This window comes from Nonomuraea sp. NPDC050383 (genome assembly GCF_044459125.1).
Taxonomy (GTDB): domain Bacteria; phylum Actinomycetota; class Actinomycetes; order Streptosporangiales; family Streptosporangiaceae; genus Nonomuraea.
In genome coordinates, this window is the sequence record NZ_JBITIP010000007.1 from 163,741 (window position 1) to 182,218 (window position 18,478).

Genomic DNA, 18,478 nt, shown 5'->3' on the forward strand with positions numbered 1-18,478 from the left:
CCGCCTCAGGGCCGGGGCAGCACGAGACGGACCGGGCCGAAGAGACCCGTGACGCGCTGGCCGGGGAAGACGAAATGGGTGGGGCTCACCGCGTCGAGGTGCGGGGCGAGCGTGCCGTACACCTCGACCTCCACCGTGTTGTCACCGGGCCGCAGCGCCGCGCCGACGTCGAACCGGTACGGCGAGCAGACCCTGACCCCGCAGGGGCGGCCGTTGACCCGGACCTCGGCCGTGCCGCGCACCCGGCCCAGATCGAGGACCGCCGAGTCCGGCGACCCCGCGACGGGCACGGTCCGGAGGTAACGGACGCCGCCGCTGTACTCCGGCAGGCCCGTCCGCTCCCAGTCGCCCAGCTCGATCGGCCCCGGCCCGGCGTCGAACTCGATCGGCCCGGTCAGGATCGCCCCGCCGGCGTACCCGGCCTCGGTCTCCACCCGCAGCGTCGCCACGCGCGGCCCGGCCCGGCCGTCGAGGGGCACGGACAGGCATCCTGTGCCGTCCGCCACGGCGTCGCCGTCGACGTGGAGGACGGCCTTGCCGCGCAGCGGCACCCGGAGGGCGGTGGCGCCCGGCGGCACCCCGAACCGCAGCCACTCCACCCGGCCCTCCGTCCCCTCCTCGGCCAGCACGGCGGGGACCACCACGGAAGTGCTGGGAGCCGCCGAGAGCCAGGAGGTGTCCGGCAGCGGGTGGGGGCGGCGGGGGAGGTGCAGCGCGGCCGGGTCCAGGTACTGGGCCCGGCGGACGCGCGCCGGAACCCGGACGCCGTCCCGGACCGCCTCCCAGCCGGGGCCCGACGTGGCGCAGCCGTCCACCAGGACCGGCTCGGAGCCGTCGCCGACCCGGACCGTCACCTCGTTCACGCCCGGCCGCAGCACCCCCGCGGCGTCGTAGCGGCGCACCCGGGGCTTGCGCATGTCCGCGTACGGGTCGAAGCCGCCCTGCCGGCCCAGCTCGACGCCGTTGACGAGGACCCGGCAGGCCGCCGACGACGCCACCTGGAGCACCGTCCCGCGCGGGGTGAACGTCGCGGTCAGCTCCGCGGGCCCCTCCGGCCCGGCGATCCACTCCGGCCGCAGGTACGCCTCCGGGTCCGTCACCACGGCGAGGTGGGCGCGCAGCGGCGCGCCGTCCTCCTCCGGGTCCAGCCGCAGGTCGAGGACGTACGTGCCGGGGGAGAGCGGGTCGCGGGCCAGGGCCAGGTAACCGCGGTCGTCCAGGGCCACCGGGGCGCCGTCGATCCACGCCGCCTTGGCGGCGGGCGCCCCCACGGCCAGGTACGCCTCCCGCAGGCCAGGTACGGTCAGCTCGCACCGGAACCAGGCGGCCTGACCGGCGTCCACCGGGCCGAAGTCCAGGAACTCCTCCGGCACGTGCCCCTTGGGGCCGAGCGTGACCCGGTGGATCGGGTCCTTGCGGATCCCGCGCGACACCGAGAACACCGCGGGCCGCCAGCCGTCCGCGCCCACCGGCCCGGCCGACGGGGAGCCGGCCGACGGGGAGCCGGCGGGGGTGACGCGCCAGGCGCCGTGCGGGCCGAACGTGGCGTACGCGGGCAACCACGCGTCCTCACCGTCGAGGCGGTGCTCCACCTCCCACCGCCGCAGCACCGGCCCGTCGTGACCGAGGTCGCCCCAGGTGTCGTCGAGCGTGGGCACCGGCTCCATCTCCCAGCCGGAGCCCAGGTCCACCTCCAGCGTCCCGGCCGGGGCGCTGGGGGCGGTGGGAGTCACGTCCTCGCCGGTGAACACCAGCAGCGCCGCGGGTCCCGCGTCGAACGGCACCACCACCTCCACGTGCTCCCCGTCCACCTCGTACGGCAGTGCGCGCACCCCGCCCGTGAACGGGTCGACCAGCAGCGGCGTCCCCGCGACGCCCCGCACCCGGACCGGTGTCTCCGTCGCGTACCGGGCGGGGTCGAAGTCGATCGTGGCCGTGTCCCAGCCCTGGTCCGCGCCCCGCGCGTCGGGGCGTTCCACCGCCACGCGGCTGGCCATGGGGAAGGCCGCCTGGAGGAAGACGAGCGTCGCGCCGTCCACCTCCCGCACCAGCGGCGGCGCGGGAGCCTCCACCCGGCGCAGCGGCGACAGCAGCGGCCCCAGCTCGTCCACCGTCGGCGCGAAGCGGACGAGCTCGCGCAGCGGCCCCTCGGGGAGCGTCTCCACGGCCACGACCAGGCCGCCCCGCTCCGCGAACGCGACGAGCGCCCGCTCGGTGTCCGGCTCCAGGACGGCGCAGGCGGGAAGGACGACGGCCGCGTACGACTCCCCGGCCACCTCCAGCCGCGCCCCGCCCCACCCCTGGCCCTGGCCCTGGCCCTGGCCGGGGGCGGGGGCGGAGGCGGGCCGGGCGGTGGCGCGCTGGAGCGAGTCGTCGTCGATGACGTCCGCGTCCAGGCCCAGCCCGTCCAGCACGCCCGGCACCATCCGGAACCACGCCATGTCGCCCACGAGCCGCCGGTACACCTCCTGCGCCCGCTCCGCCTCGGGACCGGCCCCGTCGAGGCGGGTGCCGGCCTGGGCCGTGGCCGTCGGCAGCAGCACCGCCACCTCGCACGCGTGCCGCCCCAGCGACAGCGCCGCGCACAGCCGCGTGACGGCGTCGGCGAAGACGCGGTGGTGCCGCCAGTACGGCTGCCGCCAGTCCGTGGCCGGCGGCGCCCACTCCCACCAGCCGCCCTTGGTCGTGTAGTAGACGGCGTGCGGGTTGTACAGGGTGGCGCCGGCGCGCAGCCACGGCAGCAGCCAGTCGAAGGTCTCCTCCAGCGTGCCGCCCCACCCGCTGGAGTGGAACGCCTCGATCCACGTGCGGGGCCGCCCGTACAGGTGGGCGAGCGAGGAGTGGATTCGCGCGTCCCCGTGGTGGTCGGAGCCGGGCGCGCCGAACCAGCGGTGCGTGCGCGCGTAGTCCGCGTACATGCTCACCCCCTCCACGGGGTGACCGGCGCGGGCCGGGTCCTGCTGGTCGCAGCCGCTGATCAGGCCGTGCCGCTCGTGCCAGGCGGCGAGCGGCCGGAAGAACGCCTCCTCGGCCAGCTCGGCCCGGGTCAGGTGGTAGTCGCGCCGCACGAGACCTGGATCGACGCCGCCGGCGCCCTCCGCGTCCCCCGCGTCCCCCGCGCCGTCCTGCCACAGCAGCGGCAGGTACGGCGTGACGTCGTAGCCGCGCCGCCGGGCGAACTCCTCGGCGAAGCCGTCCGACCAGGTCGGGATGGCCGGCAGCTCGTCCTGGAAGGAGCCTGCGATCACGCCCCCCAGCCGGTGCCCGAGCCGCCGCTCGAACTCGCCGTGCACCCGGTCGATCAGCGTCGCGCACGCCTCCCGCGACAGGTAGTCGAAGCCGCGGGTCGTCACCGAGCCGTCCGCGGCGAGCCACCGCCCGGCGAAGCGCGGCTCCTCGTCCACCAGCCGCGCCTGGAGGTCCGCGCCGGAGAAGCCGAGCTGGTCGTAGAACCACAGGGAGACGCCCAGCTCCTCGGCGTCGTCGCACACCTGCTCCAGCAGCTCCCACCACGGCTCGGAGAAGAACGGCGGGTCGTCGGCGTCGGAGCCGAACATCGGCCCGGACGGCGCCAGGTTGATGATGACCAGGTTCCACACGCCGCCCTCGGCGAAGCGTTCGAGCTGCCGGCGCAGCCGGTCGCGGCGCAGCGGCTCGCCGCTCCACCACCAGATCGCCGCGGGGGAGTAGGCCCGCGGCGGCTCGGCCAGGACCCGCGCCAGCTCCGGCGGGAGCGACGACGCGAGCGCCTGCGGAGGGGACGGGAGGGGGGACGGCGGGGTCATGACGCCTCCGGAGCGGGTGTGGTGGCCACATCGAGGGAGCGGGTGAGCTGGCCGAGGTCCTGCAGCGCCTCGGGCCCGGCGCCGGCGTCCACGATGACGTGGTCGAACGTCTGGAGTCCGGCCACACGGTACAGCGCGGTCCTGGCCAGCTTGGTGTGGTCGATCAGCAGCACGCTGCGGGTGGCCGAGGCCAGCATGGCGCGCTTGACCGGCACTATGTGCTGCTCCTGGTGGTAGGCGTAGCCGCCGGTCACCGCCGAGGTCGACACGAAGCACAGGTCGGCCTGCAGGGAGGCGATGGCCTCGGTGCAGGAGACGCCGAGGAAGGAGTTGTGCAGCACGTCGTAGTCACCGCCGAGCGCGATGAGCCGGATCCCGGGCATGCCGGCGACCAGCTCGATCGTGGTGAGGAAGTTGGTGACGACGGTCAGCGGCGCGAGCGGCTCCAGCCGCCGGGCGAGGGCGAGGCTGGTGGTGGAGTCGTCCAGCATGACGGCCATGCCCGGCTCGACCAGCTCCGCCGCCCGCGCGGCGACGGCGTCCTTCTCGACGCGCATCGAGCGCTCGCGGAAGCCGACGTTGCTCTCGAACACGCTGGACGGCTGCGCGGTCACGCCGCCGCGCAGCTTGCGGACCAGGCCCTGGCGTTCCAGCTCGTTCAGGTCCCGGTGGATCGTCATCACGCTGACCTGGAACAGCTCGGCCAGCTCGACGGCCGTGATGTCGCCGCGGGCGAGGATCTGCTCGGCGATCGCCTCCTGCCGCCAGGCCGGTCCCCGCCGCGCGCCGCCGGTGTCGTCCGTCATCCCGCGAGCCCGCCCGCGGTGTGGAACGCGATCAGCGACGGGTGCGGGCTGAGCGGCCGGGTGTCGCGCACGAGCACGCCAGGGCCGGGGCGGTCACGTTCGGCAGGCGGGGTGGAAGGGGTCATGGACGGCTCCGGGGGATGTCCCGACAATCGGAGGGGAGATCGCGTGATGGACGCGGCATCAACCCTGACATGTGATAGATCACGGTGTCTAGTGTTAAAAAGTGCGTAGCCATCATCGCGAACGGGGGCCTACGACGAGAGAACACGTGGCAGGAGCCGTGTGTCGTGGCTGTTATTTATCACACGACGTTTGATATGTCGCTGGGTCAGGCGGGCTGGTCCCAGATGCTCGGCGCCCCCGGCACCTCGTCCAGGCGCGAGGTCACCGGCCCCTCCAGTGCCGCCAGCGCGCTGTCCAGGTCCTCGGTCGCGATGACCACCTTCACGCCGCCGAAGGCCGTGTAGGCCAGGTCGATGTTGACGTTCGCGCTCGCGAGCTGCCGGGTCAGCTCGCCCAGCGTGCCGGGCCGGTCCTCGATGTTGACCACCAGCACGGACCGCTCGTCGGCGATCCCCATGCCCGCGCCCTCCAGCGTCCGCCGGCAGCGCGCCGCGTCAGGGTCGGCGACCAGCACGTGCACCACGCCCTTGCCCTCGCCCGTGAACGCGGCCAGGCCCTCGATGTTCACGCCGGCCTCGCCGGTGAGCTCCCCCAGGCGGGCCAGCTCCCCCGGCCGATCGCTGAGAATCACGGTGAGGTTGGTCGGCATGACCCTTCAATCTTCGCACCAGGGCATGAACCACACCATCAGCGGGGTCCCTCCTCGGCGGCCGCCGCGGCGTAGCGGGCGGCGAGGTCGCGCAGGTGGGCGCGCAGCTCGGGCGGGTGCAGCACGGTGAACGGCACCCCCAGGCTCCCCAGGAAGCCGGCCAGGTCGTGGAGCGACTCGCTGCCCGTCTCCAGCAGGCAGCCGCTCTCGCCCTCGGCGGGGTCCAGGGGCGTCAGCAGGCCGGCGGCGGGCGGGATCCGGCCGGCCACCGCCTCCACCGGCGCGTGCAACCGCACCCGGGCCGCATGCCTGTACGCCGTCGAGGCGGCGCCCCGCACGACGTGCGCCGCGGCGTCGCCGCCGGGCGGGGTGCGCGGGGTGAAGCGCGGCCCGCCCGGCGTGCGCGGCCGTACCCGGTCGGCCCGGAACGTCCGCCAGTCCTCCCGCTCCCCGTCCCAGGCCAGCAGGTACCAGCGCCGCCCGGTGTAGACGAGGCGGTGCGGCTCGACGGTGCGCACGCTCGCCGTGCCGTCGTGCCCCTCGTAGTCGAACCGCAGCCGCTCGTGGTCGCGGATGGCGGCCGCGATCGCGGTGAGGGTCCCGGCGTCCACGGTCGGGCCGCGCCCGGCCACGGAGACGGTCGCGGCCCGCATCGCCTCGATCCGGTGCCGCAACCGCGACGGCAGCATGCGCTGGACCTTGGTGAGCGCCCGCAGCGACGTCTCCTCGATGCCGGTCACCGACCCCGAGGCGGCCGCGTGCAGGCTGACGGCGACGGCCACGGCCTCCTCGTCGTCCAGCAGCAGCGGCGGCATCGCGGTGCCCGCCCCCATCCGGTAGCCGCCGGCGGTGCCGGTCGCGGAGTGGATCTCGTAGCCGAGGATCCGCAGCCGCTCCACGTCGTTGCGCACGGTCCGCGTGGTCACGCCCAGCCGCTGCGCAAGCTCCGCCCCGCCCCACGCGCGCCGTGCCTGGAGCAGCGACAGCAGCCGCAGCAGCCGTACCGAGGTGTCCAACATGCCCCGAGTCTGCCAGGCGTTGAGGAACCGCACCTTCCTCAAGCGTCCGTACCGTTCTTCCCGTACCGCCCTCCCCGGAACTGAAGGAGCCTTCGCATGCTGCGTGGATTCGCCACCGTCAACCTGTTCGCCGACGACCTGGCCGCCGCCCGCGACTGGTACGCCGCGCTGCTCGGCGTCGCCCCGTACTTCGAGCGGCCGGGGCCCGACGGTGAGCCGGCGTACGTGGAGTTCCGGGTGGGCGACTACCGGCACGAGCTGGGCATCGTCCGTGGCGCGTACGCCCCGCACGGCGTCGGTGTCGGCGCCACCCCGGCCGGTGCCGTGCTGTACTGGGCCGTGGACGACCTGGCCGCCACCCTCGACCGGCTGCTCGCCATGGGCGCCGAGGAGCACCAGGGCATCGTGGACCGCGGAGGCAACGGGTTCGTGACGGCGTCCGTGGTGGACCCGTTCGGCAACGTCCTCGGCATCATGACCAACCCCCACTACCTGGAGGTCCTCGCCTCGGCCCGCCCGTCCTGACCCGCCGCTGCGGCGTGCCTCCGGCGCGCCGCCCGCGCCCGGCTTAACCTGCGGGAATGAGGCGGGGAGCAGCGGCGGTCGCCGCGACGGCGGCGGTGCTGCTGTGCGGGTGCGGCGCCGCGCCCACGGGCGGCCCGCGCCTGCCGGCGGCGTACGGGCAGGGCACGCCGGGGGCGACGCTGTCCGCCGCGCCCCCCGCCCAGGCGCCGCCCGCCCTCACCCCGGCCGCCGTGGACACCGCCGTGGCGCGGCTCGACGGAATCGTGCGCGACGTCATGGGCAGGACGGGCGTGCCCGGCATGGCCGTCGCCGTCGTGTACCGGGACCGGGTCGCGTACCTGAAGGGGTTCGGCGTGCGGCGGGCGGGCAGCCCCGGCGCGGTCGGCCCGGACACGGTCTTCCAGCTCGCCTCCGTGTCCAAGCCGCTCGCCACCACCGTCGTCGCCCGGGTGATCGGCCGGGGCGCTGTCGGGCCGGGCGGGGTCGGGCAGGGCGCTGTCGGGCAGGGCGCGGTCGGCTGGGACGATCCGGTCGTCCGGCACGACCCCGGGTTCGCGCTCAAGGACCCATGGGTGACGCGGCACGTGACGCTCGCCGACCTGTTCTCGCATCGCAGCGGCCTTCCCGACCACGCGGGCGACCTGCTGGAGGACCTCGGCTACGGCCGCCGCCACATCCTGCGGCACCTGCGCGACGAGCCCCTCGGCCCGTTCCGCGCGCAGTACGCCTACACCAACTTCGGCTTCACCGAGGCGGCGCTCGCCGTGGCCAGGGCCGCCGGGCTCAGCTGGGCGAAGCTGTCGCGGACACTCCTTTACCAGCCTCTGGGAATGCGCTCCACCAGCTCCCTCTTCTCGGCGTACGAGAAGGCCCGCGACCGGGCCGTGGGACACGTCCGGGTGGACGGGCACTGGGAGGCGCGCCACACCCGCGACGCCCAGGCCCAGTCACCCGCCGGCGGCGCCAGCTCCACGGCCCGTGACCTCACCGCGTGGCTGCGCCTCCTGCTCGGCGGCGGCGTGTACGCGGGGAAGCGGCTCATCCCGGCGTCCGCGCTCGACCAGACGTACCTGCCGCACATCCTCTCGGCCCGGCCCGCCGCCCCGTACGGCGTGCCCGGCTTCTACGGGCTCGGCTGGAACGTCGGCTACGACGACCTCGGCCGGCTGCGGCTGGGCCACTCCGGCGGGTTCGAGCTGGGCGCCGCCACGAACGTGACCATGCTGCCGTCCGAAGGGCTCGGCGTCGTGGTGCTCACCAACGGGCAGCCCGTCGGCGCCGCCGAGGCCGTGGCGCTGACCTTCCTCGACGTCGCCGGGCACGAAAGGCAGACCGTGGACTGGCTGCGCCTGGCCGGGGACGCGTTGGCCCGGACGGCTCGCGAGGCGCGGCCGGCCACCGACTACGGCAGGCCGCCCGCGGACGCCGCCCCGGCCCGGCCGGCGAGCTCCTACACCGGCGTGTACGCCAACGGCCACTACGGCCCGCTGACCGTCACCGAGGAGGGCGGCGGGCTGGTCATGAGACTCGGGCCCGAGCCCCTCCGACTGCCGCTGCGCCACTACGCGGGCGACACCTTCGCCTACCGGACCCCGGGGGAGAACGCCGTGGGCCTGGCCGGCGTCCGCTTCGCGGCGGGCGCGGACGGCCGGGCCGACAAGGTCACCGTGGACAACCTCGACCACACCGGTCTGGGCACCTTCACCCGGACCCCCTCCTGAGCACGGCCTAGGATGGGGCGGTCCCGGCCCCGGCAGGCCCGCCGGGGAGACGTCGCCCAGGGAGGTCGCATGCCCGAGCCGCTGACGATCGCGGTCGCCCAGCCGCTGTCCGCCGCGCACGACGTGGCCGCCAACGCCGCCGAGCACGCGCGGGCCGTGCGGTCGGCCGCCGCGCGGGTCGTCGTGTTCCCCGAGCTGTCGCTCACGGGGTACGAGCTGGACGCCGCGACCGTGGAGCCGGGCGACGCCCGGCTGGCGCCCCTCGTGGCGGCGTGCGCCGAGACCGGGGCCGTGGCGCTGGCCGGCGCGCCCGTGGCCGGGGACCGGGGTCCGCACATCGCGATGCTGGCCGTCGACGGGGCCGGCCTCACCGTCGCGTACCGCAAGATGTGGCTCGGCGAGGAGGAGGCGCTGCGGTTCGCGCCCGGCTCGGAGCCGGGGGTGCTGGAGGTGGACGGGTGGCGGCTCGGCCTGGCCGTCTGCAAGGACACCGGCGTCCCGGAGCACGCGGCGGCGACGGCCGCCCTCGGCGTGGACGCCTACGTGGCCGGGACGGTCAAGCACGCCGCCGAGGCGGAGCTCCAGACCGGGCGCGCCAGGCGCATCGCCGCCGAGCACGGGCTGTGGGTCGCGGTGGCGAGCTTCGCCGGGCCGACGGGGGGCGGGTTCGCCGAGACGGCGGGCCGCTCCGGCTTCTGGGCGCCCGGCGGCGGCCTCGTGGCCCAGGCCGGTCCGGAGACCGGCGCGACCCTCACCACGAAGCTGACCTGAGGTCCCGGCCCGGGGCGGGCGCCCGGTGGGGCGTCGCGGGTCAGCGTCTGGTGGACAGGCGGTAGCCGGCGCCCCGCACCGTCTCGATCGTCTCCCGGCCGAACGGGCGGTCCACCTTCTCCCGCAGGTACCGCACGAACACGTCCACGACGTTCGAGCCGCCGTCGTAGGCGAAGTCCCAGACGTGCTCGATCAGGTACGACCGGGTCACGATCTCGTCCGGCCTGCGCATCAGCTCGTACAGCAGCGCGAACTCCTTGGCCGACAGGGGGACGTCCACCTCGCCCCGGCGCACCGCCCGCGTGCCCGGATCGAGGGCGAGGTCGCCCGCCCGCAGCACGGCGGGACGGCGTACCTGGTCGCGGCGGGTCACGGCGCGCAGCCGCGCGTACAGCTCGGCGAGGGCGAACGGCTTGGTCAGGTAGTCGTCGGCGCCCGCGTCGAGACCGCGAATCCGGTCGCGGACGGCGTCGCGGGCGGTCAGCATGATGACCGGCGCCCACCGGTCGCGTTCCCGCATCCGCCGGCACACCTCGTACCCGTCGGGCGGCGGGATCATCGCGTCGAGCACCACGGCGTCGTAGTCGTGCTCCATCACGCTCCACAGGGCGTCCTCGCCGCTCGTGGCCACGTCCACGGCGTAGCTCTCCCGCCGCAGGCCGTGCGTCAGCACGCCGGCCAGGGCGGTGTCGTCCTCGACGACGAGCACCCTCATGCGGCCAGCCTAGATGGAGGGACCACGAACGTCGCCGGCCCGCACCCACTGGCGGGGGACTCGCACCAAATGCACACGCCTTCACGTTGAGCACCAGGTTCCTGCTCGGCCAGGGGTGAGCGCCGATGGCCAACACACCATGTCGCGCAGAGAAGTGGATTCGATGGGCCACGACGGCGAGTGTGCTTCTGGTCGCCGGCATCGCGGCCGTGGTCTCGTTCCGTCACATGTACGGGCTCGCGCTCCAGCACGGCGAGGAGCCGGTTGCTGCGGCGCTCATTCCCCTGGCGGTGGACGGCGCCATCGTGGCCGCCTCGATGTCGCTGCTCCTGGCCAGTCGGTACGGATCGCGAGGCGGCCTACTCCCGTGGACGCTCCTGGTGGTCGCAGGTCTGGCGAGCCTCGGGGCGAACGTCGCAATCGCTGAGCCATCGCAGGCGGCGAGGACTCTGACGCGGCGACGAAGTGGCGCCGTAGGCATGATCGTGCGGTGCAACGCGAGGCGTGGCAGTGGGCACGAGCGATCCAGACGCGCAACGGCCAGTGGTCCTCAGGCAAAGCCGGTACGCGGTCCACCGTGCGGGCTGCAGATCGCGTACCGGCTTGTCGGACGGTGTGTCAGTGCGCGGGTGTGGTGGCGCGTACGAAGTCGGTCAGCGACTGGGGTGTGACGTTCGGGTATCTGGCGTTGTCCAGGCTGTCGAACTTGGCCTTGCCGGTCACCATGCACCACTGGTACTGCAGCGCCACGTAGTCGAACGGGTTGTGGGTGAGCGCCGCCTGACGGGTGATCTCCGCGCGGAGGTCGTCGGCGGTGCCGAGGTGGCGCAGTTCAAGCGGGCGGCCGGAGCCGCGCTGGACCGCGTCGTGGAACTGGCGCATCGACATGACCTCGCCGGCGAAGCGCAGGGTGCCGGTGGCGGACGGGTCGAGGGCGACGGCGGCGGTGTAGGCGGCGGTGTCGGGCACTGAGGTCAGGTCGAGCGGCTGGTCGGGGTCTCCCCAGTGGGACAGGGTGCCCTGCTGCCAGTCGATGAGCCCCATGAAGCCCGTCATCACCTCGTAGAAGGCCCCGTTGAGCACGGAACCCACGTCAAGGCGGCTGCCGGCGCGAGCGGCGGCGGCCTGCCGGCGCCAGTCGATCATGAAGTTGTCGCCGTCATCCAGTTTGGTGAGATCGAAGGCGAAGTCGGATGGGATGAACCGCCGGGCGCCGGCCTTCTCCGCGGCGCGCACGAGGTTGGCCTGCCCGTCCACGATCACTTCGGGGCCGCCCTGGACGGCCGAGATCACGGTCGTGGCGTCGCCGACGGCCTCTGCCAGCTGCTCGGCCGGATCGGTGATGTCGCCCTCGACCAGTTCCAAACCGCCGGCCGCCCGGGCGGTCAGTGAACGCTTCTTCTCCTCGCTGGTGTCGGGCCGCACCAGGGCCCGTACGGGGGCGCCCTGGTCGAGAAGGGCTCGGACGATCTGGCCGCCGAGCAGCCCGGTGGCACCGGCAACAAAGACCTTGGGGAAAGAGGACATGGATATGTGGACTCCTTGTCGGAAACCAATGTGGACGTTCACGCGTAACCCCCGTGAGGGGCACGTCGGGGTGTGGTCAGGGGATGAGCAGGGTCTTGCCGACAGTGCTACGCGCCTCGATGGCGGCATGCGCGTCGGCCGCCCGCTCCAGAGGGAAGCGTTGGCCGATCACCGGCGTGAGCTGCCCGGCTGCGGCCAGCTCCAGGATTTCGGTCACCAGCTCGCGGGCGAGGGCGGGCCTGCTCCAGATGAGGCCCGCGCTGAACCCGGCCAGAGTCAGGCCCCGGCCGATGAGTTCCATGGGACGGATGTCCAGCGGCGTGCCGCTGGAGAAGCCGAACGTGATCTGCCGTCCGGTGCCCGGGGTGAGCAGTTCGAACGATTCGCGTCCGAGCGCTCCGCCGACATGGTCGAAGACCACGTCCATCGAGCCGCCGACCGGCTCACCAGCCAGGTCCGTCCAGCCGGGGAGCGTGTAGTCCACCACGTGGTCGGCACCCAGCCTGCTCAGCAGGGCGAGCTTGTGCTCGCCGCGCGCGGCAGCGACGACTGTCGCCCCGGCTCGCTTGAGCAACTGCACCAGGACCGTGCCGACGGCACCCGCGGCCGCCAGCACCAGGACCCGGTCACCGGCGCTCACGCGGGCCGCCCTGATCAGGCCCTGGGCCGTGGCGCCATAGCGGTGAAGGGCGACGGCCTCCGGCAGGCCGATGCCGTCGCCGACCGGGATGAGGGTGGCGGCGGGGACGACGGCGGTCTCGGCGTACCCGCCCAAGCCTTGGGTGCCGGCCAGGACCCGCGTGCCGATCAGGGCGGTGTCGCCGCCGGGACCGACCTCGGCGACCCGTCCGGCGATCTCCTTGCCGAGGATCACCGGCAGCGGCGCGCCGCCGAGCGCGCCGCGCATCGTCCCCGCGCGGACCTGCGTCTCCAGGAACTGGACACCGACCGCAGCCACCTGCACCGCGACCTCGCCCGCCGTCGGTCTCGGGGTGGGCACGTCCGCGACGCGCAGGTGGGCCGGTGGCCCGAATTCGTGCAGCAGTACGGCACGCATGTGACATCACTTCTTCGATGGATAGGTAGTCGTGGTGTGCGCGTCGACGGGGATGCGCAGACGGCCGCACCGCGTTCGGGTGCGGGAGAACCGGGCCCGGCGGCCCTGGCCCGGTCGATGGACATCAGCCGGGAGGGAACGTGCGGTGCCGTAGCGAGTACGGCAGAGCACGACGCGGGTGTGGACCCGGCGTCTCCGTGGCCGCAGTGCTACTTCACGGCGAGGACGGACGGCACAACCGTGATGGGCTCACGGCCATTTCTTGATCACTTCGCTGAGAGCGCCGAGGCTTGCGGCCGGTTGCTCGAAGTCGGTCGCCTCCCAGTCCGCCGGCAGGTCGGCGACGGCGGCCGCGCTGGCGTTCGATGAATCCGCGTGAATCCAGGCGTTTGGCCGGAGAGCTCCAGCCCGGAGGACGCCATGATCTTGCGCCGTGTGGCCGGAGCGAACATCCAGTTGCCCACCGTGGCCAGCGCCGCCGCCACCCCGTCGACGGCCTCGCACTGCGGGCGAGCCAGGCCGTCCTTGCCGGCCGATACGTGTTCCATCCTCACACCGTTCCCGGAAGGTTGGTTGGACAAAACCAACTATGTCGCATGAGGAGACTAGATGCAAGTGCATGCGCCTCGCCATCTGCTCGTCGCACCACCGTCACCGTCCGGCGGTCGTACAGGGTCGCCTCGAAGGTCAGGCGCGGACGCTCCCGGCTCAGCATGATCGGCCGTGTGGCTGACCGAACGGGTACGTCCTCTTCTGAGGCGGCTTGATGCTGATGTGCGCATCGGCCATCAGGAGTGCCCTTCCTCGGCCAGGCCCTCGTCGGCGTCGCCGGGCGTGGGGACGATGGAGGTCGCCGCCATGGCGGGCGCGTCCAGCGGGGTCTCGCCCCAGTGGCAGCCGCACGAGGTGCAGTGACGTGCGAGCCGTTCCGGCCGGGCGACGTCCATGAGCCGGTCGGGGTTCCACGGGAGGACGAGCGGACCCCGCGCTGGCCGGTGCTCGAGGGTCGCGCCGATCCATCCGCACTTCGGGCAGAAGCTCCAGGCCGCTGTACGGCGGGAGCGCCGCGGCGTCGGGGGCCGGGTCATGTGGTTGTGCTTCCTCTCGCTGCGGGGCGAGAGAAAGCCAGGACCCGGTCACCGTACTCGGCGAACTGGGGATCGAGCTGGGCCACCAGCAGTGAGGGCGGGCGCATGACGTGATGTGCCATCCCAGCGGGTAGCGACGTGTGCTAGATGTCCAGCGTCAAGGCCCGGTGGTCGGATACTTCGGGCGCGGTCACGATCTCGAACCGCCGGACGGCGTCGGGGTCGGAGACGAGCAGGTAGCTCGCATGGCGTACCGGCTTGGGATAGCGCGAGGTCCTGGTGTCGGCGTCCCGTACCAGGTCGGTCAGGTCGAGTTTGGCGAGGATCCGGAACGTCTCGCTGCCGGGCAGCACGTTGAAGTCGCCGCACACCACCGTCAGGTCGCCCTCCTGGCACACGTCGGCGACGAGGTCCGCGAGCCGTTCGGCCTGGGCGCGGCGGGCAGGGGTGTCGGCCTTCCCCTGGGCGTCCCGCAGGCCGTGGAGGTTGACGATGGTGACGAACCGCCGGGCGCTGCGGTCGAAGATTCGTACGGCCAGAGCGGCGCGGGGCCGCCCGTCCGCCGGCCATCTGTCGTGATGCTCGGCGTAACTCCCGTGGACGAATTCCGATCGCATGCCGACGATCGGCAAGGTCTCGGCGACGAAGGTGGCGAGCCCGAAGTCCTGCCGGCGCGAGGCGTGTTCGTGGTCCAGAACCGGTCCAGAGTCGCTCGCCGTGAACAGGCCGAGGTGGCGGGGGAGGCGCGAGCGGACATCGGCGAGCAGGTCCGCTCGCTGCGGCAGCGATCGCTCGGCGTCGTCGAAGCGCGTCCAGCCGCCGGCGCCGGGAGTGCGCGTCACCTCCTGCAGGCACAGGATGTCGGCGTCGCAGCTGTCGAGCCAGGGGGCGAGTTCGTCGAACATCGCGCCTCCCCAGGCGTTGAGAGAGATTATTCGCACAGGCACGGACCCTAGATCAAGCCCGGCTCCGAGGGCCGAGGCAGGTCCGGCGTGCGGTTCCCGCCGAGAAAGGACGGAACGCAGGCGGGCGCAGAAGCGTCCGAGATGCCGGAAACGAACATCCGGCGACCGAAGGCGCATGCGGCCTGCTTGATCGGCGCGCCCGCCACCGGAGTGGCGGAGGCTGAGGCCAGGGGGTTTCTCACCCGAGCGGTACGGTCCGCCTGTACATCTGACCCGGATCCTGGTCGCTGCGGTGCGGCCTGAGGTTCGGGCCGGAGGGACAGGGGTTCGTACGTCTCAACTTCGCCACCGCCCCCGAACGGCTCAGTGAGGCCGTCAGCCGCATGGCCGCCGCCCTGGAGGTGTGGTCAGCGTGAGGCGCCTTGCCCCCGGTACGGCAAGATGAGCGTGATCAGCGAACCAGCGATCATCGCCGGAGGCGATGCCGTCGGCGGCGCACCCTGCTCGGCCGAGGCGTCATGCATGGTCAGGCAGCCGTCCAACAACCAGCGGCGCCCTGCTCGTGGACGGCGGTGCCAGTGGCGTTGTAGCAGGGCCACCCCGCCGTCCTTGGCGACGTTCCACAGCCACGCCCGGTCAGCCCCAGCAGCGGCAACGCCTCCGGAGGGGCGTTCAGCATCGAGGTCGTGACCGTCTCCAGGGTTGTCCGCCCCCGGTCTGCCCGATGAAGCCTGGCGCTCGGGGCGACGCCGTCGGGCGGCCTTTCAGAGCGAGAACTATCAGGCCGACTGCCCGAACGGGCGGCGATCCGCTGGCGCCTCCTCGTCTGTCAGCGGAACGCCGCGGCGTTCCGGGCCGCCCAGTCTGCGTAGGTGTGCGGAGCTCTGCCAGTCAGCTCCCGTACGACCGGCGACACGTCCGCGGTCCTGCCGACGAACGAGGCGAACAGCGCGAGCCGGGAGTCCACGAGCGCCGCGGGGGCCTGCGTGAGCAGTTGTTCGCGGGCCTGCTCGGGAGACAGTTCCTCAAGGCGCAGGTCGCGGCCGAGGACCTCGCCGAGGATCTGTACCCGCTCGACCGTGGTCAGCGAGGCGGGCCCAGTCAGCTCGTACGCCTGGCCCGCGTGCCCGTCGTCGAGCAGCGTCCGCGCGGCCACCGCGGCGATGTCGCGCTCGTCGATCGGGGCGGTCGCGGCTTCGGCGAAGGGAGTGCGTACCACGCCGTCGTTCTTGACGTTGGGCGCCCAGCGCAGGTCGTTGGCCATGAACGCGCCGGGGCGCAGGAAGGTCCACGGCAGCCCCGATCCGGCCACGGCCCGCTCGTACTCGGCGTGGACCTTGCCGAGCGCACCCGCCTCCTTCATGGTCACCGCCTGCGCGGACAGCAGCACCACGTGCCTGAGGCGGGCTTTGACGGCCTCGTCCAGGAAGCCACGCACCTGACCGGCGGCCGGAAACAGGAACGCGCTGTCCGCTCCCTGCAGCGCGGCACGGGGCAGGTCGGTTCTGATCACCTCCACCTCGCCGGGCAGGTCGGCCCGCCCGGGGTCGCGGCTGGTCGCTCGGACCTGCTCGCCCGCTTGGAGCAGCAGGCTCACCAGATGGCGGCCGACGTTGCCCGTTGCCCCTGTCACCAGTATCACGTCTACCTCACTTCGGATATCCGAACTGTTTGGATAGAGGAACTGTATCCTTGGGGAGTGATGGATGACGCCCCAGCCCCTCGACTGCCACGGTCGGAGGAGGTCAAGGAGGCCCTTGGCTTCGTGCCCCTGGTGGAGGCCTATTTCCGGCGAGCCCAGGCCGAGATGCCGGACGAGCTGCGGGAGATCTTTCGCAGACATGGGCTCACCGCCAGGCACGGCGCGGTCATTCCCCAGCTGACGGTCGAAGCGTCACTCAGCGTGAGCGAATTGGCCGCCAGGATGGGCATGTCGCTGACGACCGCGAGCGAACTCGTGAGCGACCTCGGCCGGGCCGGGCTGGTCGAGCGCCGGGAGGATCCCGCCAATCGCCGCCGCACCCTGGTATCGCTGGCTCCTCGTCATCGGGCCATGGTCGAGAGATTCGTCGCACTGCGTGCCGCGCCTCTGCTGCAGGTCCTGGACAACCTCTCGCCCGCGGACCGGCAGGGCTTCGTGGCCGGGCTGAGAGCTTGGGCCCGGGCGGTGCGCAACTGGTGACGCCGGACCCTGCCAACTTGGCCAGGAGGTGGCTGGAGCACCTGCGGACTGTGGCGCCGGATGCTCAGCCGGTGGCCGCGCGGGACGGCTCGGGTCGCTCGGTGCCGAGCTCGGCGATGACGGTGAAGACGGCCAGGCCGATGGCGTTGCCGATGTTGAGCGCGGTGGAGGCGATGCCGTTGGCCACGCCCTGCTGGTGGGTCGCGGTGCCGGTGGCGGCCGCGATCCACATGGCGGTCCAGACGATGCCCTGCCGGAGAGACCCTGGATGCACTGGAGCAGGCGCTGATCGAGGAGAAGAGGGCTCTGCTTCCGGAGCAGCCGCCAGTGCTGCGGGTGATGGTGAGCAGGCCCACCCGATCTCGACGCGACGCCGGCGCACGATCAAGCCACTGTCCGGCGACGCCGTTGGGCTCGGGCGCAGGCTGCCGCGCTCGGCCGATCCCGGGGCGGACTGAGCAGCAAGATCCATGCCGCGGTCGATGGCACAGGGTTACCGCTGATCTTCGTGCTCACGCCCGGGCAAGCCGCCGACTGCCCACGATTCACCACCGTCCTGAGCAAGATCCGCGTGGCCGGATCGGTGGGCCGGCCCCGGACCCGCGGTGCTGCGGTGGCCGCGGACAAGGCCGGCAACTCCGCTGACGATCATTGGCCTGCCGTCAGGACGTGATCACGGCGGGGTTTCCCTCGCTCCAGACGCTGGTGATCCTGCGGTGGGTGAACCGCCAGCCGTCCGGGGTGCGGCGCAGCCGGTCGTCGTATCGACCCCCGCCAAGGAACTTCTCGCCGTCGGGCAGACCAAGGCGGACATGCTGGGCTTGGTAGTAGCACGTGTGCTCGGCCTCGTCGCCGTGCACTGTGGTGACATGGTTGCCGTTCAGGTGATGGGTGGCGTCGAATCGCTCCAGGCTGGTACTGATCCTGGCAATGATCGCGTCAGGCCCGTACAACCGTTCGCCTGAACCGCTGTACTCCCAGCAGGCGTCGTCGGTGAACAGCGCGCCCAGGGTCTCCCAGTCCCTGGTGTCCAGGGCCGTCGCATACGCGATGACGGCGTCCACGATCGCGGTGCGGTCTGCGAGTTCCTGAAGCATTGGGCCGCCTTCCGGTTTGGTGCACGATTTGATACGGAGTACATGATTGGTGACTGTCGAGCCCAGCGGAAGAAGGCACTTTCATGTCCCAGAGTCACATCGATGTGTCAGTCCTGGCCAGCGAGGCGTGCCCGGTCTCGGAGGTTCTCGATCACGTCTCCGGGAAGTGGAGCATCGGCATCCTGGTAGCCGCTGCGCAGGGTCCGGTTCGGTTCACGGAGCTGGAACGTACGATCAAAGGAATCAGCAGGCGCATGCTCACGCTCAAGCTGCGCAAGCTGGAGCGGGACGGCTTGCTCGTACGCACCGTCCATCCGGTCGTTCCGCCCAAGGTCGAGTACACCCTGACGGAGATGGCCCAGGAACTCCACAAGTCGCTGCTGGAGCTCACCGACTGGGCCAAGCGACACGGCGCCGCCGTCGCCGCCGCCCAGGCCGCCTACGATCACGGGAACAAGGGCTGACGGTAGCCACCGCCCACAAAACTCCGTGGCCTGGAAGGTCA

Annotated in this window: 19 protein-coding genes and 1 pseudogene; 7 read left to right on the plus strand and 13 right to left on the minus strand. The window is 72.8% G+C overall.

From position 1 onward, the window contains the following. Positions 1–5: 5 nt before the first annotated feature. The 5 genes from ACIBG4_RS19350 to ACIBG4_RS19370 all read right to left on the minus strand — a co-directional run bounded on the left by ACIBG4_RS19350 (position 6) and on the right by ACIBG4_RS19370 (position 6,385). Entirely contained in the window at positions 6–3,785 is a 3,780-nt protein-coding gene (locus ACIBG4_RS19350; protein ID WP_397202913.1) for a glycosyl hydrolase, read from the minus strand. Then, entirely contained in the window at positions 3,782–4,591 is an 810-nt protein-coding gene (locus ACIBG4_RS19355; protein WP_397202914.1) for a DeoR/GlpR family DNA-binding transcription regulator, read from the minus strand. The genes ACIBG4_RS19350 and ACIBG4_RS19355 overlap by 4 nt, the downstream gene beginning before the upstream one ends. Then, positions 4,588–4,716: a hypothetical protein gene (locus ACIBG4_RS19360; protein WP_397202915.1), complete on the minus strand. Its 129-nt coding sequence runs from the start codon at positions 4,714–4,716 to the stop codon at positions 4,588–4,590. The genes ACIBG4_RS19355 and ACIBG4_RS19360 overlap by 4 nt, the downstream gene beginning before the upstream one ends. 206 nt (positions 4,717–4,922) lie before the next feature. Next, positions 4,923–5,366: a hypothetical protein gene (locus ACIBG4_RS19365; RefSeq protein ID WP_310709146.1), complete on the minus strand. Its 444-nt coding sequence runs from the start codon at positions 5,364–5,366 to the stop codon at positions 4,923–4,925. A 38-nt stretch (positions 5,367–5,404) separates the two neighbouring features. Next, a complete protein-coding gene (locus ACIBG4_RS19370) occupies positions 5,405–6,385 on the minus strand; it encodes a helix-turn-helix transcriptional regulator (protein WP_397202916.1) in 981 nt (326 codons plus the stop codon). Positions 6,386–6,481: 96 nt separating this feature from the next. Between ACIBG4_RS19370 and ACIBG4_RS19375 the strand changes: the two genes are divergently transcribed. The 3 genes from ACIBG4_RS19375 (at position 6,482) to ACIBG4_RS19385 (ending at position 9,402) form a co-directional block, all read left to right on the plus strand. After that, positions 6,482–6,910 carry a VOC family protein gene (locus ACIBG4_RS19375; RefSeq protein WP_397202917.1) on the plus strand — a complete coding sequence of 143 codons (429 nt, stop codon included), beginning with the start codon at positions 6,482–6,484 and terminating at the stop codon, positions 6,908–6,910. 56 nt (positions 6,911–6,966) lie between these two features. After that, positions 6,967–8,631: a serine hydrolase gene (locus tag ACIBG4_RS19380; protein WP_397202918.1), complete on the plus strand. Its 1,665-nt coding sequence runs from the start codon at positions 6,967–6,969 to the stop codon at positions 8,629–8,631. A 69-nt stretch (positions 8,632–8,700) separates the two neighbouring features. Further along, the gene (locus tag ACIBG4_RS19385) at positions 8,701–9,402 is read left to right on the plus strand and encodes a carbon-nitrogen hydrolase family protein (protein WP_397202919.1); all 702 of its coding nucleotides are present in this window, start codon (positions 8,701–8,703) and stop codon (positions 9,400–9,402) included. Between the two features lie 40 nt (positions 9,403–9,442). Here the strand turns inward: ACIBG4_RS19385 and ACIBG4_RS19390 are convergent, their stop codons facing one another. Continuing rightward, positions 9,443–10,117, minus strand: a complete 675-nt coding sequence (locus tag ACIBG4_RS19390; RefSeq protein WP_397202920.1) for a response regulator transcription factor — start codon at positions 10,115–10,117, stop codon at positions 9,443–9,445. A gap of 125 nt (positions 10,118–10,242) precedes the next feature. Between ACIBG4_RS19390 and ACIBG4_RS19395 the strand changes: the two genes are divergently transcribed. After that, positions 10,243–10,788 (plus strand): DUF2637 domain-containing protein, encoded by a 546-nt coding sequence (locus ACIBG4_RS19395; protein ID WP_397202921.1) that lies wholly within the window; start codon positions 10,243–10,245, stop codon positions 10,786–10,788. Here ACIBG4_RS19395 and ACIBG4_RS19400 read toward each other — a convergent pair. The 5 genes from ACIBG4_RS19400 to ACIBG4_RS19420 all read right to left on the minus strand — a co-directional run bounded on the left by ACIBG4_RS19400 (position 10,736) and on the right by ACIBG4_RS19420 (position 16,327). Beyond that, positions 10,736–11,644, minus strand: a complete 909-nt coding sequence (locus tag ACIBG4_RS19400; RefSeq protein WP_397202922.1) for an NmrA family NAD(P)-binding protein — start codon at positions 11,642–11,644, stop codon at positions 10,736–10,738. The two genes, ACIBG4_RS19395 and ACIBG4_RS19400, sit on opposite strands and share 53 nt — an antisense overlap. 76 nt (positions 11,645–11,720) lie before the next feature. Next, complete coding sequence (locus ACIBG4_RS19405; RefSeq protein ID WP_397202923.1) at positions 11,721–12,701, minus strand: zinc-binding dehydrogenase; 981 nt, start codon at positions 12,699–12,701, stop codon at positions 11,721–11,723. A gap of 788 nt (positions 12,702–13,489) precedes the next feature. Further along, on the minus strand, positions 13,490–13,789 hold the full coding sequence (locus ACIBG4_RS19410) for a hypothetical protein (protein WP_397202924.1): 300 nt from the start codon (positions 13,787–13,789) through the stop codon (positions 13,490–13,492). A 143-nt stretch (positions 13,790–13,932) separates the two neighbouring features. Continuing rightward, on the minus strand, positions 13,933–14,871 hold the full coding sequence (locus tag ACIBG4_RS19415) for an endonuclease/exonuclease/phosphatase family protein (protein WP_397202925.1): 939 nt from the start codon (positions 14,869–14,871) through the stop codon (positions 13,933–13,935). A gap of 652 nt (positions 14,872–15,523) precedes the next feature. Beyond that, positions 15,524–16,327 (minus strand): NAD(P)H-binding protein, encoded by an 804-nt coding sequence (locus ACIBG4_RS19420; protein ID WP_397202926.1) that lies wholly within the window; start codon positions 16,325–16,327, stop codon positions 15,524–15,526. Between the two features lie 69 nt (positions 16,328–16,396). Here ACIBG4_RS19420 and ACIBG4_RS19425 point away from each other — a divergent pair, with 69 nt between their 5' ends. Beyond that, positions 16,397–16,876, plus strand: a complete 480-nt coding sequence (locus tag ACIBG4_RS19425) for a MarR family winged helix-turn-helix transcriptional regulator (protein WP_397203136.1) — start codon at positions 16,397–16,399, stop codon at positions 16,874–16,876. 64 nt (positions 16,877–16,940) lie between these two features. Here ACIBG4_RS19425 and ACIBG4_RS19430 read toward each other — a convergent pair whose 3' ends face one another. Next, positions 16,941–17,108, minus strand: a complete 168-nt coding sequence (locus ACIBG4_RS19430) for a hypothetical protein (protein WP_397202927.1) — start codon at positions 17,106–17,108, stop codon at positions 16,941–16,943. 201 nt (positions 17,109–17,309) lie between these two features. Between ACIBG4_RS19430 and ACIBG4_RS19435 the strand changes: the two are divergent. Continuing rightward, positions 17,310–17,549: pseudogene (locus ACIBG4_RS19435) on the plus strand (transposase); the annotation flags it as partial. On the opposite strand, the gene ACIBG4_RS19440 reads toward ACIBG4_RS19435, so the two are convergent. Beyond that, entirely contained in the window at positions 17,539–17,973 is a 435-nt protein-coding gene (locus tag ACIBG4_RS19440) for a nuclear transport factor 2 family protein (protein ID WP_397202928.1), read from the minus strand. The pseudogene ACIBG4_RS19435 and the gene ACIBG4_RS19440 overlap by 11 nt on opposite strands. 83 nt (positions 17,974–18,056) lie before the next feature. Between ACIBG4_RS19440 and ACIBG4_RS19445 the strand changes: the two genes are divergently transcribed. After that, positions 18,057–18,437, plus strand: coding sequence for a winged helix-turn-helix transcriptional regulator (locus ACIBG4_RS19445; RefSeq protein ID WP_397202929.1), 381 nt, complete (start codon positions 18,057–18,059; stop codon positions 18,435–18,437). The last annotated feature ends 41 nt before the right edge of the window (positions 18,438–18,478 follow it).

Excerpts from the sequence above, each read along its gene's own strand:
- ACIBG4_RS19350 (WP_397202913.1), bottom strand. The coding sequence starts at position 3,785 with ATGACCCCGCCGTCCCCCCTCCCGTCCCCTCCGCAGGCGCTCGCGTCG.
- ACIBG4_RS19355 (WP_397202914.1), bottom strand. The coding sequence starts at position 4,591 with ATGACGGACGACACCGGCGGCGCGCGGCGGGGACCGGCCTGGCGGCAG.
- ACIBG4_RS19360 (WP_397202915.1), bottom strand. The coding sequence starts at position 4,716 with ATGACCCCTTCCACCCCGCCTGCCGAACGTGACCGCCCCGGCCCTGGC.
- ACIBG4_RS19365 (WP_310709146.1), bottom strand. The coding sequence starts at position 5,366 with ATGCCGACCAACCTCACCGTGATTCTCAGCGATCGGCCGGGGGAGCTG.
- ACIBG4_RS19370 (WP_397202916.1), bottom strand. The coding sequence starts at position 6,385 with ATGTTGGACACCTCGGTACGGCTGCTGCGGCTGCTGTCGCTGCTCCAG.
- ACIBG4_RS19375 (WP_397202917.1), top strand. The coding sequence starts at position 6,482 with ATGCTGCGTGGATTCGCCACCGTCAACCTGTTCGCCGACGACCTGGCC.
- ACIBG4_RS19380 (WP_397202918.1), top strand. The coding sequence starts at position 6,967 with ATGAGGCGGGGAGCAGCGGCGGTCGCCGCGACGGCGGCGGTGCTGCTG.
- ACIBG4_RS19385 (WP_397202919.1), top strand. The coding sequence starts at position 8,701 with ATGCCCGAGCCGCTGACGATCGCGGTCGCCCAGCCGCTGTCCGCCGCG.
- ACIBG4_RS19390 (WP_397202920.1), bottom strand. The coding sequence starts at position 10,117 with ATGAGGGTGCTCGTCGTCGAGGACGACACCGCCCTGGCCGGCGTGCTG.
- ACIBG4_RS19395 (WP_397202921.1), top strand. The coding sequence starts at position 10,243 with ATGGCCAACACACCATGTCGCGCAGAGAAGTGGATTCGATGGGCCACG.
- ACIBG4_RS19400 (WP_397202922.1), bottom strand. The coding sequence starts at position 11,644 with ATGTCCTCTTTCCCCAAGGTCTTTGTTGCCGGTGCCACCGGGCTGCTC.
- ACIBG4_RS19405 (WP_397202923.1), bottom strand. The coding sequence starts at position 12,701 with ATGCGTGCCGTACTGCTGCACGAATTCGGGCCACCGGCCCACCTGCGC.
- ACIBG4_RS19410 (WP_397202924.1), bottom strand. The coding sequence starts at position 13,789 with ATGACCCGGCCCCCGACGCCGCGGCGCTCCCGCCGTACAGCGGCCTGG.
- ACIBG4_RS19415 (WP_397202925.1), bottom strand. The coding sequence starts at position 14,871 with ATGCGCCTTCGGTCGCCGGATGTTCGTTTCCGGCATCTCGGACGCTTC.
- ACIBG4_RS19425 (WP_397203136.1), top strand. The coding sequence starts at position 16,397 with ATGGATGACGCCCCAGCCCCTCGACTGCCACGGTCGGAGGAGGTCAAG.
- ACIBG4_RS19430 (WP_397202927.1), bottom strand. The coding sequence starts at position 17,108 with ATGTGGATCGCGGCCGCCACCGGCACCGCGACCCACCAGCAGGGCGTG.
- ACIBG4_RS19440 (WP_397202928.1), bottom strand. The coding sequence starts at position 17,973 with ATGCTTCAGGAACTCGCAGACCGCACCGCGATCGTGGACGCCGTCATC.
- ACIBG4_RS19445 (WP_397202929.1), top strand. The coding sequence starts at position 18,057 with ATGTCCCAGAGTCACATCGATGTGTCAGTCCTGGCCAGCGAGGCGTGC.